The 16102-nt window shown below is 41.0% G+C and carries 10 protein-coding genes and 3 pseudogenes; all 13 read left to right on the top strand.

Annotated features, from left to right (window positions below):
- The first annotated feature begins 56 nt into the window (after positions 1-56).
- Positions 57-1352, top strand: coding sequence for a carbohydrate ABC transporter permease (locus tag NDM98_RS10245; RefSeq protein ID WP_251607065.1), 1296 nt, complete (start codon positions 57-59; stop codon positions 1350-1352).
- Position 1353: 1 nt separating this feature from the next.
- Positions 1354-2197: pseudogene (gene ganQ, locus NDM98_RS10240) on the top strand (galactooligosaccharide ABC transporter permease GanQ).
- 37 nt (positions 2198-2234) lie between these two features.
- Entirely contained in the window at positions 2235-4292 is a 2058-nt protein-coding gene (locus tag NDM98_RS10235) for a beta-galactosidase (protein WP_308807703.1), read from the top strand.
- Positions 4293-4351: 59 nt separating this feature from the next.
- Positions 4352-5524: a galactokinase gene (locus NDM98_RS10230; protein ID WP_251609070.1), complete on the top strand. Its 1173-nt coding sequence runs from the start codon at positions 4352-4354 to the stop codon at positions 5522-5524.
- A gap of 6 nt (positions 5525-5530) precedes the next feature.
- Positions 5531-7064, top strand: a pseudogene (locus NDM98_RS10225) (UDP-glucose--hexose-1-phosphate uridylyltransferase).
- A gap of 896 nt (positions 7065-7960) precedes the next feature.
- Positions 7961-8866 (top strand): nuclease-related domain-containing protein, encoded by a 906-nt coding sequence (locus NDM98_RS10220; protein WP_251607062.1) that lies wholly within the window; start codon positions 7961-7963, stop codon positions 8864-8866.
- 56 nt (positions 8867-8922) lie between these two features.
- Entirely contained in the window at positions 8923-9360 is a 438-nt protein-coding gene (locus NDM98_RS10215) for a YkvA family protein (RefSeq protein ID WP_251607059.1), read from the top strand.
- Positions 9361-9453: 93 nt separating this feature from the next.
- Positions 9454-10212: a sulfite exporter TauE/SafE family protein gene (locus NDM98_RS10210; protein ID WP_251607056.1), complete on the top strand. Its 759-nt coding sequence runs from the start codon at positions 9454-9456 to the stop codon at positions 10210-10212.
- A gap of 18 nt (positions 10213-10230) precedes the next feature.
- On the top strand, positions 10231-11136 hold the full coding sequence (locus NDM98_RS10205; RefSeq protein WP_251607053.1) for a LysR family transcriptional regulator: 906 nt from the start codon (positions 10231-10233) through the stop codon (positions 11134-11136).
- Positions 11137-11173: 37 nt separating this feature from the next.
- Positions 11174-11452, top strand: a complete 279-nt coding sequence (locus tag NDM98_RS10200) for a hypothetical protein (protein ID WP_251607050.1) — start codon at positions 11174-11176, stop codon at positions 11450-11452.
- 568 nt (positions 11453-12020) lie between these two features.
- Positions 12021-13655, top strand: coding sequence for a sigma-54-dependent Fis family transcriptional regulator (locus tag NDM98_RS10195; protein ID WP_251607047.1), 1635 nt, complete (start codon positions 12021-12023; stop codon positions 13653-13655).
- A gap of 135 nt (positions 13656-13790) precedes the next feature.
- Positions 13791-14778, top strand: a pseudogene (locus tag NDM98_RS10190) (2-keto-3-deoxygluconate permease).
- A 5-nt stretch (positions 14779-14783) separates the two neighbouring features.
- Positions 14784-16079: a four-carbon acid sugar kinase family protein gene (locus tag NDM98_RS10185; protein WP_251607044.1), complete on the top strand. Its 1296-nt coding sequence runs from the start codon at positions 14784-14786 to the stop codon at positions 16077-16079.
- Positions 16080-16102: the final 23 nt, after the last annotated feature.

The raw sequence follows: 16102 nt of genomic DNA, 5'->3' as shown, positions 1-16102 counted from the left end.
GTCTATTGACTTACGTTTCTATGCTCAATCGATTCCAAGATAAGAAGGTGTGAGAATTGGTAGATAACCATGTTGATCGAGAAGTTTCAAAGAAACATCGTAGACGTGCGTTGGCGCTGTCCATTATTCCGGGGTTAGGACAGTTATATAATAAACAGTTTGCAAAAGGGTCTGTATTTTTTGTGCTTGGTGCTGCATTTATTATCGTTTTTAAAGACTTATTTAATATGGGATTTTGGGGCTTATTCACTTTAGGAGTACAGACACCACGAGACAATTCGGTGTTCTTGCTGGCTGAAGGTATTATCGCTCTAATTGTGGCTGGGATTGGCATAGCTATCTATTATTTTATGTTGAAGGATGCATACGTTAATGGACGAAAACGGGATGAACGAGTTCCGCTGAACTCCATTCGTGCTCAGTATCATCTGTTACTAGATCAAGGCTTCCCGTATTTAATGAGTACACCTGGTTTTCTATTGCTGTTATTTACGGTTGTCTTTCCGATCTTGTTCAGTTTTGCCTTAGCATTCACAAACTATGATCTCTATCATTCACCTCCAGCCAATCTATTTGACTGGGTAGGGCTTCAGAATTTCATGAATATCTTCACAGTTGATATTTGGAGATCGACGTTTTTTGATGTTCTTGGTTGGACAATTATTTGGACACTAGTCGCAACAACGCTGCAATGTGCAGTTGGTATCTGGTTAGCGGTTCTAGTGAATCAAAAAGAAATTAAGTTTAAAAGTTTTTTCAGAACGATGCTTATTCTTCCTTGGGCTGTACCTGGTTTTGTCACAATCTTAATTTTTGGCGGATTGTTTAATGATACGTTTGGGGCAATAAACAACGATATCTTTGCTTTTATTGGTATTGATCCAAAACCGTGGTTAACCGATCCGTTTTGGAGCAAGATCGCGCTTATCTTTATGCAAATGTGGCTTGGCTTTCCGTTTGTTTTTATTATGACAACGGGTGTATTGCAGTCTATTCCACAAGACTTGTATGAAGCAGCAACCATTGATGGGGCAGGCATAATGAGTAAGTTTAGACTGATTACATTGCCGCTTGTGCTGTATTCGATCGCACCTATCTTAATCACTCAATATACATTTAACTTTAATAATTTTAATATTATCTATCTATTTAATGGAGGAGGTCCTCCAGTCTCAGGCTCTACAGCAGGCGGAACGGACATTCTTGTATCGTGGATCTATAAACTGACGATGCAGTCCTCTCAATATGCACTAGCTGCTGCTATTACAATTTTACTTTCAATCTTTGTAATTGCTGTTGCCTTGTGGCAGTTCAAACGGACGAACTCGTTCAAAGAGGAGGATATGATGTAGCATGAATACAAAACAATCTAATATGCTGCGCTTAAGTGCCACATATGCTGTGTTAATCGTGGTTGTAATTGCGATTTTGTATCCTCTCTTATGGGCGATTGGTGCATCCTTTAACCCGGGAAATAGCTTAATTAGTACGACGATGATTCCGAAAAATCCAACCATCTCACACTATGTTGAGCTTTTTACATCAAACCGAATTTTATATCTTCAGTGGTACATGAATTCCATGAAAATTGGATTAATGACCATGGTTCTGACATTAATCTTTGTTAGTTTCACTGGCTACGCTTTCTCAAGATTTCGTTTTAAAGGTAGAAAAAATGGTTTAATGCTGTTCTTACTATTGCAGATGATTCCACAATTTTCAGCGTTAATCGCGATCTTTGTTTTGGCACAAATGCTTGGTTTGATAAACAGCCACTTTTTACTGATCTTGATTTATGCTGGCGGTCAAATTCCAATGAATACGTACCTAATGAAAGGTTATTTAGATTCGATTCCAAAGGACTTGGACGAATCAGCGCGAATTGATGGTGCGAGTCACTTTAGAATTTTTATTCAAATTATTATGCCACTTGCTAAACCGATCCTTGCGGTTGTTGCGATTAACTCGTTTACAGGTCCACTTGGTGACTTCATTCTTGCGAGTGTCATTGTTCGTACACCAGAAATGTATACATTGCCAATTGGCTTATATAACTTAGTCTCAGATCCAATGGGAGCAAGTTATACGACATTTGCTGCTTGGAGCACTTTTGATTGCAATTCCAGTTACTGTTCTTTTCTTAATCGTACAAAAGCAATTTGTTTCCGGTTTAACACAGGGTGGAACGAAGGGCTAAACCATACTATATAATTTTGAACGAAGGACGTGAGTTTGTGCGTTATCCATTAATACATGAAAACGTAAAAGGCTTTTTGCACGGTGGAGATTATAATCCTGATCAATGGCTGCATATGCCAGAGATTATTGAAGAAGATTATCGCTTAATGAAGCTTGCTAATACCAACACATTTTCTCTTAATATCTTTGGTTGGAGTGCCATCGAACGCACAGAGGGAGAGTTTGATTTTGGCTGGTTAGATAAGATTATGGATCGTTTAGCTGAAGAGGGTAGTCACGTCATACTAGCAACACCGAGTGGAGCACGTCCTGCATGGCTTTCGCAAACGTATCCGGAGGTACTACGAGTTGAAAAAAATCGCGTGCGTAATTTGCATGGGTTAAGACATAACCATTGCTTTACTTCTCCTGTCTATAGAGAGAAAGTGCGTATTATGAATGAAAAGTTAGCGGAGCGATATGCAAACCACCCTTCGCTTATTATGTGGCATATCTCAAATGAATACGGTGGAGAGTGTCATTGTGATTTGTGTCAGGATGCATTCCGCACATGGTTAAAAGAGAAATATAACAACGATCTTGAACAGTTGAACCAAGCGTGGTGGACTGGTTTCTGGAGTCATCGTTTTAATGATTGGTCGCAAGTTGAATCACCTGCTCCACATGGTGAAAACATGGTGCATGGCATGAATCTGGATTGGAGACGTTTTGTAAGTGATCAGACGATTGATTTTTACAAACATGAGATCGCTCCATTACGTGCGGTAGATCCGAGCATTCCAGTTACCACAAACTTTATGGGTAATTACCCACATATGAGACCATTCCTTGGGATTGATTATAATAAGTTTGCTAAAGAAATGGACATTGTGACATGGGACAGCTACCCACCTTGGCATATTGAAGGTCAAACAACAACAAAATTAGCTTCTGATGTTGGTTTTGTACATGACTTATATCGCTCATTAAAGGATGGACAGCCATTTCTTATCATGGAGAATACACCGAGTCTTGTGAACTGGCATGATATCAATAAGACAAAAGAAGAGGGTGTACATGCACTTTCAGCCATCCAGGCTGTGGCTCATGGAGCCGATTCGATCCTTTATTTCCAATGGAGACAAGGACGCGGCGCATCTGAGAAGTTCCACGGAGCAGTTGTGGATCATTCCGGAACAGAACATACTCGTGTATTTCAAGAGGTTGCAAGACTTGGAGATGAGCTGAATAAGCTTCAGCCGGTAGCGGGAACATCGGTTGCTCCAGAAGTAGCTGTTGTCTTTGATTTTGAGAACAACTGGGCTATTGATGACGCTCAAGCGTTAAACAATATTAATAAAAAGTATTCGGAACAGTGCCAAGCTCATTATCACAGTTTCTGGAAGCAAGGAATCCCAGTTGATGTCATCAGCATGGAGGGTGATTTCTCCAAGTATAAGGTGCTTGTTGGGCCAATGCTGTATATGATTAAGCCGGGTGTTGCTGAACGGATTGAAGCGTTTGTCAAAGCAGGAGGAACCTTTATTGCAACGTATTGGAGCGGAATCGTTAATGAAAATGATTTGTGTTTCTTAGGAGGGTTTCCAGGTCCATTAAAGAATCTATTAGGTGTATGGGCTGAAGAAATTGATAGCTTGTACCCAGAGCATGGCATTAAAGTCTCAACAGCAGGTCGCACGTATAACGTGACAGACTACTGTGAGCGTGTGCATGCGAATGAGGCAGAGGTGTTAGGTACCTTTGAATCAGGTGGATATGACAAGCGTCCTGCTCTGACAGTTAACCAAGTAGAAGCTGGAAAAGCCTACTATATGGCTTCTTCAAATGAACAACGTTTTTACGATGATTTCTACAGTGAGCTTGCAACTGAACTAAGTCTTACACGTATTTTGGACGCGGCTATTCCTGGGGGAGTTAGTGTGCAAAAACGTACAGATGGTGAGACAGACTATGTGTTTGTAATGAACTTTAGTGAAGAAGCTCAGCAGGTTGAATTAGAAAGTAATATTCAGTATATAAATGCGCTTACAGGAACGGCGCGCTCAGGTATAATAACAGTGGAAGCTTATAACTATATGATTCTATCAAAATAGAACATAAGATTGCGGGAGTGATAAGCTCCTGCTTTCTTCAGCTTTAATTGAGAGGAATGATGATAGTGAGTGATAAGGAAAAAGTAATCAAGGCATTTAGTGACGCATTTGAAGGTCAGACTTATGAGCGAATTTTTTTCGCACCGGGACGCGTGAATTTGATTGGAGAGCATACAGATTATAATGGAGGATTTGTTTTTCCTGCAGCCTTGACACAAGGCACGTATATCGCAGTGCGCCAGAGGAATGATGGGCTCTACAGACTCATCAGCGGTAATATGGAAAATCACGTTCAGTTTAGTAATCAAGAGCTTCATTATTTGGAATCGCATACATGGGGAAACTATATTAAGGGTGTTCTGCATGCGTTTGACGAGAAAGGCTATTCCTTAAATGGTGCTGATCTCTACGTGTGGGGCAACATTCCAAATGGTGCAGGTTTATCTTCTTCTGCGTCACTTGAGATGGTAGCTGCATTTATGGTGTCAGAGTTAACAGGGGCGGACTTGAGTCGCGTAGAATTAGCAAAACTGAGTCAGATCGTTGAGAATCAATTTATGGGTGTAAATAGCGGAATTATGGATCAGTTTGCTGTTGGTTTAGGTGAAAAAGATCACGCATTATTTATTGATACGGCATCACTTGATTATGAGAAAGTGCCGCTCGATTTGGGGCAGTATAAAGTGGTCATTACTAATACAAATAAGCGACGTGAATTAGCGGATTCAAAGTATAATGAACGCAGAGCCGAGTGTGAAGAGGGCTTAAGACAGCTAAAAGATCTTGGGCTTCAGATTCAGTCCTTAAGTGAGTGTACGGAAGCAGACTGGCAAGTACATAAGGTGCAAATCAAGGATCCAACCATTCGTAACCGGATTAATCACGTTGTGACGGAGAATCAACGAGTGATTGATGCAGTGAACGTATTAAAAAATGGAGAACTTGAGGCCTTTGGAAAGCTTATGGATCAATCACATGAGTCGCTTGCCACTGATTATGAAGTCACAGGTATTGAACTCGATCACTTAGTTAACATCCAAAGACAAATTCCAGGTTGCATTGGATCAAGAATGACTGGTGCAGGATTTGGTGGGTGTACGGTTAGCCTAGTTTCTGAAGAGAAGCTGGATGTATTTTTTGAGCAAGTGTTGACAGAGTATGAGAAAGCGATTGGCTGGGCACCAACCTTTTATGTAAGTGATGCAGGATCAGGGGTACATGAGCTTGCGTAACGGGAAATGAAGGGAGAGTTCGTATTGACAATTCATCATCATATAGAGAATATACTGGAGTTTGCTACAACAAAAAAGCTGCTTGGTGAAGGGGATCGTGAATACGCGCGAAATCGACTCCTTGAGGTACTTGGCTTAGATGAAGCTTTTCCTGCTGACGTTGCACACAATGAGGATTGGACAGTCTCAGATTTATTGAAACCAATTACAGACTGGTCTGTTGAGCAAGGTCTGCTTGAGGATTCAATTCTTCAGCGTGATTTATGGGATACCAAGCTCATGGGCTGTCTCACTCCATGGCCAAGTGCGGTCACTGAAACGTTTTATAAAACCTACAAATCAAATGGTCCAGAAGAAGCAACGGCTGCTTTTTATGAACTTGCAAAGGACACAAACTATATAAGGATGGACCGAGTCGCTTTAAACGAATCGTGGACATCTACGCAATCTTACGGAGAACTAGAGGTAACCATAAATCTATCTAAACCTGAGCTAGACCCCAAGGATATTGCAAAAGGACGCACTCTTACTGCAAGCTCTTATCCCGATGGGCTTCTAGATAAAGGCAATGTAGGTTATGCAGGTCGAATCAATCACCCGGCAAGACAGAATCTTCGTCAGGTCCCAGTTCAACTAGGTGAGGAGCCATGGTTGATTCAGTTCTCGCCATATGTGTATTACCACCAGCATGCCATAGTACTATCCGCGATAAAACGGCCGATGCGTATTAGCCAACAGACCTTTAGCCGGCTACTTGAATTTGTGGAGAGGTTTCCACATTATTTTATTGGCTCCAATGCGGATTTGCCAATTGTCGGAGGGTCAATTCTTTCGCATGATCATTATCAGGCAGGGCAATATGAATTTCCAATGGCACGAGCCGAACAGCTCACAGCCTTTGAATTGCCATATTACCCTGAAATTGAAGCGAGTCTGTTAAAATGGCCACTCTCTGTCATTCGCTTACGTGCAAAGGATCGCAACCGGCTTGAAGCAGCTTGGGGCGTATATTTTAGAACAGTGGCGTAATTATACAGACCTTGAGGCAGAGATTGATCAATCGACAGATGGTGAGCCGCATAATACAATCACTCCCATTGCACGCCGACGCGGGCAAGAGTTTGAGCTTGATCTTGTTTTACGGAACAACCGAACAACCGTAGAACACCCACTCGGCTTGTTTCACCCACATGCCGAAGTGCACCCAATCAAAAAAGAAAACATCGGTTTAATAGAAGTTATGGGTCTAGCTATCTTACCAGGTCGTTTGAAAAAGGAACTCTTGCTGCTGGCAGAAGTGATCGCTTCAGACAATCCTGAACAGAAGCTATTGAAGAACCCAGAACTCAGTAAACATGTTTCATGGGTGAAAGAACTAATCGCCAAACATCCATCCATCACAACAGAAGAGGTCGTACCGCTCTTACAAAAAGAAGTAGGACACATCTTCTCAGAAGCACTAAGCCACTGCGGCGTCTTTAAACAAAACGAAGCAGGTGTAAAAGCATTTAAACGATTTATCGCAAGTCTAAATGAATAGTAATTAGTGTCTGTCAACCAATTCCCTGAGATTTGGTTGACAGTTTTTTTTTTTTTTTTTTTTTGATGTGAGTAGGAAATATGTGAAAGGGAGCATGCACGACTTGCTGGGGGAAGAAAGGAACTAACAGGCCAGCAGGTGTAATGAGCCAGAAAGAGAGGAACTAACAGGCCAAGATAAGATCTAATGAGCCAGAAAGAGAGAGTAATAGGCCAAGAGGAGATCTGATGAGCCAAAGAGAGGATTTAACGGGGCAGGAGCAGAGGTAACGAGCCAAAGAAAGGAACTAACGGGCCAGGAGCAGAGGTAATGGGCCAAAGAGAGAAAGTAACAGGCCAGGAGCAGTTGTAATGGGCCAAAGAGGTAGTCTAACAGGCCACGAGTAGGTGTAACAAGCCAAAAAGAGAGTCTAACAGTGTAACAAGCCAAAGAGAGAGTCTAACAGGCCAGGAGTAGGTGTAACGAGCCAAAGAGGTAGTCTAACAGGCCGGAAGTGGGTGTAACAAGCCAAAGAGAGAGTCTAACAGGCCAGGAGCAGGTGTAACAAGCCAAAGAGAGAGTCTAACAGGCCAGGAGCAGGTGTAACGAGCCAAAGAGAGAGTCTAACAGGCCAGGAGCAGGTGTAACGAGCCAAAGAGAGAGTCTAACAGGCCAGGAGCAGGTGTAACGAGCCAAAAGCAAGATCTAACAGGTCAGTAACGAAGCTAATGATCCAAAAATGCTACTGTATTGGGAATTTAACTCTGTCCTTTCCAAAATAAAAGCAGGATATACTTTTTGTGAGGCGAATCCATAGTAATACTATTAGTTCAAAATGGAGGTGAGATAGTCTGGTTATTGTTAAAAAGCGAAGTGTACCATATATATTATTACAGTTGCGTGCGTTAGCAAGAAGGTTGAAGGATGGACATCCAGCTCAGTCGAAAATAAATGAGGATTTATCATTAAGAGAGGCTGGATACCGGGGTGAGCGGAATCTTGATTACTATCTCTCATTTCTCGAGGAAAGAGATTTTTATTTTATCCATGATTTGAGACTTCAGGCTGAGAGCGGGCACTTTTTTCAAATGGATACTGTTGTGTTACATTCATCTTTTATCGGGATCATTGAGGCTAAAAACACCTCGGGAAATATTCAATTTCAAAAGTCGCCAAGGCAGGTGGTTAGACAAATTCAGGAGAAAGAACAAGTCATATCCAATCCCCATTTGCAAGTTAAAAGGCAGAGACTTCAGTTGATGGATTGGTTACTTTTTAATGGGTGGCCGTTACTGCCGATATATGAGTTTGTTGCATTTACGAACCCTCTGACAAAGATTCACTCTGATTCTCCGCGTGTCACTCATGCTGAAGATATTCCTCATTTGCTTGGTGAGCAGCAGCAACGTCCTTCTTCTATAAAACTAGATCAAAAGCAAATACAGAATTTATCCAAGATGTTAGTTCTCTCTCATCAAAAAGATTGTTCCTCGATAGTACCGTCTTATAAAATGTCATCCTCGGACATTCAAACGGGTGTGCAGTGTCCAAAGTGTGAATCGCTCCAAATGAGAAGAGGAATAATTCAGGGCGGCTGGCAATGTGAAATGTGTCACAACATCTCGAAGGATGCGCATATACAAGCTCTTGAAGATTTTCTTCTATTAGTTCAACCCACTATCACCAATCGGCAATTCCGCGATTTTCTTCAGATTTCATCCTCTAAAACAGCTTACCGTCTACTCAGTCAGTTATCGATCCCGAGAACTCATAGCAATAAACACTCCTTTTACACCCTTTCTTATCCTCTTCATAAACGATAATTTTAAAAGCTTAACCCCCAGACACTCGGGTATAGTAATAGTGGAGGTGTATACGCATGGTGAAACATAATGAATTACCGGATCCGAGCAAACTCTCAGTTTATCAAGATGAGTTTAATGAAAAGTCATTTTGGTTTAAAATAAAAAAATATGGCAAGAAGGTTGGAGCAGCGGGTGTTTATGCGGTGTTTTTGCTTTATTATACGTTTAGAAAACCAGATCTTCCGTTAAAGGCTAGGTCAACGATTTTGGGGGCTCTTGGTTATTTTGTGATGCCTTTTGATTTTATTCCTGATATTACTCCGATCATTGGCTACACGGATGATATGGTTGCGTTGACGGGTGCGTTACTTTTAGTGGCTGCTTATATTGATGATGCAACGAAGGATAGGGCGCGCACTAAGGTTAAGAGTCTGTTTGGTGATGATGTTCTTGGTGATATTCAATCTATAGATGAAAAGATTGATAGGGATCATCCAAAAGAAGCGCCATAAATCAGAAGTCCATGCCAAATTGATATAGGGTATATTAATGTTCGACATGTCCGTTTTTGAACTGTATCTCTTTGTATGATAAGAGAATCAGATATGAAGGACTGTTGTGATATGTATCTTATTCTTTTATTAATAGGTTTTGCATCGAGTGCGTATGGCATGATGATTGGGGCTGGCGGAGGATTTATTCTTGTTCCGCTGCTGTTATTGATATATGGTTTGTCGCCCGAGGTGGCTGCTGGGACTGGGCTTTTTATTGTGCTGATCAGTAGTCTTTCGGGTTTGTATGCTTATGTAAAAAAGCGTCAAGTTCTTTTTAAAATGGGGCTTTTGGTTTCGGTGGGTGCGGTTCCTGGTACGTTACTTGGCAGATGGTTACTTGTGGGCATAGAAGCACAACTGTTTTACACAGCATTTGCTTTGTTGATGATTGGTTTAGGCGTTTTTCTGATGATAAAGAGTCCACCTAAGGAAGAGGTTGCTTCGGGTAATATTCAATCTGCGTCCATTCATTTACTCCCGCTGATTGGGTGTATGATTGGCATGCTGTCTTCCTTTTTTGGGGTAGGTGGTGGATTTTTGTTAGTTCCGATTTTAGTGTTTGCATGGAAACTGCCCTTTCATCAAGCGGCTGGAACTTCGATTTTTGCGCTTGTGATCTACTCATTTGTGGGGACGGTCCCTTCGTATGTGCAAGGTCAAATCGACTGGTATATTGCGTTTTGGAGTGGAATTGGAGTACTAATCGGCTCGCAAATAGGTGTGTATGTATCTTCTCGTTTAAAAGCTGTTTACCTGACACGTTTGTTGGCGATTCTTGTTATTGGTATAGGCATTTCATTAGTGGTTTAGTAGGAGGCAAAATTTCAGATGAATTTAAGGTGGCTAGAGCTTTTTTGTTTAATTGTGGAGGAAGGAAGTATCAGCGCAGCAGGACGGAGTGCGTACATCTCTCAGCCTTCTGTGACAAAATATATGCACTATCTTGAGGAACATTATGGAGCCATGCTTCTTCATCGTGGAAGTGGCAAGGTAACTCCTACTGAGGCGGGGCGTGTGCTCTATCCACATGCAAAAGCAATTATCCAGGATTATCAAAACTCTCTTGAGTCCGTTGCATTCACAGATCACAAGACAAAACGTGATTTGAAAGTGGGTGCTTCTTTCACTTTAGGGGAATATATGATGCCTACTGTGGTTGCGGCTTTTAATCAAATACATGACGATTCTGACGTGCAGGTCACAATCCAAAATACACGAACCATTTTAAAAATGCTAGAGGATCAACAAATTGATCTAGCTTTTGTAGAAGGAGAAATACATACAGATTCACTACGGAAACAAGCGATGATTGAGGATAAAGTTATTCTGGTGGTGAATCCCACACATCCTTGGTCAAAACGAACCCACATCCTGCCTCAGGAACTGCGAGAGGAACGGTACATTGCACGCGAACCGAAATCATCCACTCGAATCATTGTTGAAAAACATCTGATGGTTAAGCAGGCGGGACTAAAACTCGAACCGCATCTTCAACTAAACACAACACAAGCTGTAAAAAGTGCTGTTCAGTCAGGCTTGGGTTACGGTTTTTTATCTCATTATGCTGTGCAACAAGAAATCCAAAATGGCTTACTCGTCCACGTGCCGTTTGCCAACCTGAGCATTACTCGCCCTTTTTGGAGTGTGGTGAAGCCCCTCCGTTTTGAAAAGCCAATTGTCGAGACGTTTCAACAGCTAACTCAACAATTATTAAAAGAGCTTGAACCAACATGATAGAATGAAGAGGAAGAGTTGAAAGGTGGTTAGGATCGTGGAGACGACAGTTATTATTATCCTAGCAGTTGTTGTGATGTTGCTTTTATTAAATGTTATAAGCTTGCGTTCTAGATTAGCGCAAAAATCGGCGGCAGATGCTGTGCAAATCCAAGAAAATGTGTCACAGGACTCTGATTTAAATACTCGACTGCGTCAGCATCTTAAAGAAGGCAATAAGATAAAGGCCATCAAGGAATTGCGCATGGCTCATTCATTGCCATTAGCTGAAGCAAAACAGTATGTAGATCGATTGGAACAAGATTTGCAAGGATAAAAAGCCAAACGAAAGTAACAAAATCCAATAGACTGAAACGTAGGCGGAATGGACAATTCATTGTCCGGTTCGTCTTTTTTTTAGTGTGATACGGATTGGAGAGTCTTGGTAAGGTGGGAATGTTCTTCGTGAAACGGGAAAGCTCTTGATTGAAGGAGGAGGATCTTGGTGAAGGGGGGGCTCTTGGTGTGAGGAGGAGGATCTTGGTGAAGGAGGTAAAGCTCTTGGTATGAGGATGAGGATCTTGGTCTAGGAGGTGAAGCTCTTGGTGTGAGGCGGAGTGTCTGGGTGAAGAAGGGATATCTCTTGGTATGAGCAAGTGGATCTTGCTAAAGAACGGAAGACTCTTACTAAATGGAGGTGGATCTTATTAAGGAAGCAAAACCTCTTGTAGAAAGGAGACAGCTCTTATTAAAAAATCAAAACCTCTTGCTAAAACCTACTTGCCCTTACTAAACCACGCCTGATCTTGCTAAACGTAACATTCCTCGAAAAATGACTCTATTCTCGTTATTCACTTTGTGATTCGTTATACTAGTGGAAGTAGCGGAAGTGGGAGCTGATGAAAATGAAAGCCATGCATATAACGGTTATTGCCCCTTATGAGGGACTTCAAAAAACAGTTAAACGAGTGATTCAGCAGCAAAAACAGATGAAATACGAATTGTATCTTGCTGATTTACAAGAGGCTATTCCAATTATTGAGAAGGTTGATGATAAAACGGATTTATATATTAGTCGTGGTGGTACAGCTAAAATTATCAAGGCTCACACAAGTAAACAGGTAGTGGAGATTCCGATATCGGGGTATGACATTCTGAGAACGCTTTTGCTGATTCAGGATGAAAAGGATGGGGCGGAAATTATTGCGTTTGAGAATATATCGAGTGATTTTTATGAAATTTCTCAATTGTTGGGAATTGAGGTTCCGATCACATCTATAGAATCAGAAAATGAAGTTGAAAAAGCTGTCATTCGTGCGAAAGAGTCGGGTCGTCGGGTCATAATTGGTGACACCGTAACAAATCAGATTGCCCAACGGTACGGTGTGGAAGGCATTCTGATTACTTCAGGTGAGGAATCAGTGAAGCAGGCATTTGAACAGGCTGAGACAATTCGTCAGGTACACCATTTTTATGATGAAGAAAATCAACTCTACAAAGTACTAGCCAAGGAGATAGAGGAGCCTTATTTCATTGTTGAAGAAAAGGAAATTCGATTTAAAAGTGATACGTTAAAAAAGCTTGAGAAAAAAGAAAATCTAGGTATGATGTTACAGGCGTTATTTGAGTTAAATGAATATGAATACAATCAAGAACTTAGACACATCTTATATAGCAATGGGAAGCCGTATCAAATATATGTACAACCGTTAAAAGAGAAGTTGAATCATTCAATTGTTTATATTCGCTCAATGGAAAAAGTCATCCCTAGTTTCTGTAGATGGTTTCAAACAGATGGTCTATCTCTGCCACTTGTTTTAGGTACAGATATTGTCCTGGAAAATCATTTTAACGAAGTTGTTGAAAAGGAAGGTCCGATTTTAATTACTTCAGTAGAAGGTTCTGGAGAGCGATGTATAACCGAAGCGATCCTAGCTAACCAATGGGCCATTGAATGCGATTTAAATAAAGAAGTCGATATAGACCTATTATTTAGTACGCAGATGCCATTATTTCTTTTACATCTTGATCAACTGCTACCTTCAAAACAGCTAGAAATTGTAGAGGCGGCAAACCAGTATGCAAATCCAGTTGTCTTTTTCTGTGAATCGCAGATCGAACTTCGCGTTTTTGAAGGAAGAGTTTTTGAACTACCGACGTTGTCTAAGAGGTTACAGCATGATTTGAGCTTTATTCGAGCTTTTATCTCACGTGCTAATAGTCGATATGGCAAACAAGTGATTGGGATAAAGAATACCTCGTCTGAAATTCAAGAACTTTCACATCGTCATTCTCTTGTTTCATTTAGAGATTTGATTTTCCGTGAAATTGAACGAGCTGATTCACCTCATATTTTGCTACAGGTTGATCGTGCTGAACAAGAGAAAGAAGGATTTATTCACCTTGATCTAACAAAATCGCTTGATGAGATGGAAAGTGAAATCATTCAAAAGGTCCTTGAGGATGAGGGCTTTAATCAATCTAAAACAGCTAAACGCCTAAATATAAATCGAACCACTGTCTGGAGGAAACTAAAATAGTGTTGCATTTAGCAACTTATTTTAGTTTTTTATTGTATTTTTATTTTAAAACAGTATATTTAGTAGTGTAAACGTGTGCACAAACGTTTTTAAAAACAAAAGTATTGCAAAATAAAACAGAGGGTTGGTAAGATAATGAGACTAAAGCAATCAATTGAAAAGATTCCAGGCGGAATGATGGTTGTTCCATTATTGTTAGGAGCACTTATTAATACAATAATGCCTCAGGCTTTAAGAATTGGTAACTTTACGGAAGCGCTTTTTGTAAACGGTGCCTCGACATTAATTGCACTATTTCTATTATGCGCAGGGTCACAAATTAACGTAAAAAGTTTTGGTGTAGCATTCGGTAAAGGATTCACACTTCTAGGAGTGAAATGGGTTTTTGGTGGAATCATTGGAGCTATTATCTTCCTTCTTGCCGGAGGCGCAGAAGGTTTATTTCTTGGACTTGCTCCAATCGCAGTTATTGCGGCAATGACCAACTCTAACGGTGGATTGTATGTCGCATTAGCTGGACAATACGGTAAAAGTGAAGATAAAGCAGCTTATTCAGTACTAGCAATGAACGATGGTCCTTTATTTACAATGTTAACGCTGTCTGTATTAGGCGCTGTGGGATTGCAAGGCGGATTCTTCTCGATTACAGCATTTATCGGTGTTCTTCTTCCAATTGTTATCGGATTTATTCTTGGAAATATAGATGAAGATATGCGTAGCTTTTTAGGGAAAGGTTCAGATATGCTTATTCCGTTTTTCGCATTTGCATTGGGTATGAACATTAGCTTCTCAGCAATCGTTGAAGGTGGAATTCCTGGGGTTGTATTAGGTGTACTTGTAGTATTGGTAACTGGTTTTAGTGGGTACTTTATTTTTAAATTATTTAAATGGAATCCACTTGTTGGTGCAGCGGAAGGCTCGACAGCAGGTAATGCAGTGGCAACACCAAGCTGCAATCGCAACAGCAAGTACAGCTTTTGCTTATAACGTAGAACTTGCAACCGTTCAAGTGGCAGCAAGTGTCGTAACAACCGCCATCCTGCTTCCTATATTCGTTGGGTACTTAGCAAAACGATTAGAGAAAAAGAATGGCAAGCAAGACCTGGTAACTTCAGAGGAGTGAGTTTGATGAAGGTCGCTATCATAGCGGACGATATTACAGGAGCTAATGACAGTGGTGTGCAGCTTGCAAAAAGCGGGCTGAAAACCGCTGTCTGGCTTAATAATGAGCAAGAGACAAATGAACCGCTTGAGGCTGTAGTCATTGATACAGACAGCCGCGCTATGAGTCAAGATGATGCCAAGGAAGCAATCAAATCATCTATGGATGTATTGGCAACGTATCAACCAGAGATTCTATTTAAAAAAGTGGATTCTACTTTAAGGGGAAATGTTGGTGCAGAGCTTTATGCAATGATCCAAGCGGACAAGCCTGATTATGTTTTGCTAACACCAAGTTTTCCTGAAAGTAAGCGTACAGTTGATAAAGGAATTTTATATGTAGACGGCACCGCAATTGGGGAAACGGAATTTGCGTTAAATGAAGCAGATCCGGTTAAAGACTCGCGTATAGCAGATCATGTTGGAAGGCAGTTTAAGGGGCAGCTTTTAGAGGTTCCAGAAGAGCTGTGGACCAAAGCTCATGAGAAGATCACAACTTGGCTAAGACAACAACAAACGGAAAAGGGCTGTGTTTTCATTTGTGATGCGACAAGCTCTCATACACTAAAAGCAATTGCTGAGTTTGCACAAACTTCACAAGATCATATTCTTCTCGCCGGTTCAGCAGGACTTTCCTCTGCTTTAGAAATAAAAAGCAGTGGTGTGAAAAGACAGGTAGAAAGAAAAGATCCTACTCTGCCGATTTTATATTTAGTTGGAAGTATGAGTGATATCAGCCGCAAACAGGTTCAGCAATTGCTGAAACAAGAAAGTGCTGTTGGGATAAAAATTGACGCTCTAAAAGCAGTGAATGAGGATGAATTTGTAAGAGCAAGTGAATTTGAGCGTGTTAGTAAAGAGGCACATTCAATACTTGAAGAACAAAAGATTCCTGTTATTTTCTCTGGAACAGAGCGACATGAAATTGATGCCGTTTATGCTTATGCTGAAGAACAGAAGATTGCTTTATCAATTATCAGCCAACGCATTGTTTCACTTCTCGCAGCAGTTGGGGAAAATCTCACCTTGTCTCACTCATTCCAAGCGATTGTGATGACGGGTGGAGATACAGCCAAAGCGCTATGCAAACGAGTTTCGGTGAGTCAGCTTGATTTAATTGATGAATTTGAAACGGGAATTCCAATTTCAATATTTACCGGATCGCTTGCTGGCACCTACGCTATCACAAAGGCTGGAGCATTTGGAACCGAATTTACATTCAGCAACATTTATCAATTTTTTATGGAGGGAACTACAAAGTGAAGAATCCAATCATTGGCATTACT

It is taken from the genome of Alkalicoccobacillus plakortidis, assembly GCF_023703085.1.
GTDB classification, from domain to species: domain Bacteria; phylum Bacillota; class Bacilli; order Bacillales; family Bacillaceae_D; genus Alkalicoccobacillus; species Alkalicoccobacillus plakortidis.
Note: the sequence above shows the minus strand (reverse complement) of the source record. Positions and strands in the feature narration are given on the sequence as shown.

Coding starts and splice junctions, on each gene's coding strand:
- NDM98_RS10230 (WP_251609070.1), top strand. CDS start 4,352: ATGATAGTGAGTGATAAGGAAAAAGTAATCAAGGCATTTAGTGACGCA.
- NDM98_RS10215 (WP_251607059.1), top strand. CDS start 8,923: ATGGTGAAACATAATGAATTACCGGATCCGAGCAAACTCTCAGTTTAT.
- NDM98_RS10210 (WP_251607056.1), top strand. CDS start 9,454: ATGAAGGACTGTTGTGATATGTATCTTATTCTTTTATTAATAGGTTTT.
- NDM98_RS10205 (WP_251607053.1), top strand. CDS start 10,231: ATGAATTTAAGGTGGCTAGAGCTTTTTTGTTTAATTGTGGAGGAAGGA.
- NDM98_RS10195 (WP_251607047.1), top strand. CDS start 12,021: ATGAAAGCCATGCATATAACGGTTATTGCCCCTTATGAGGGACTTCAA.
- NDM98_RS10185 (WP_251607044.1), top strand. CDS start 14,784: ATGAAGGTCGCTATCATAGCGGACGATATTACAGGAGCTAATGACAGT.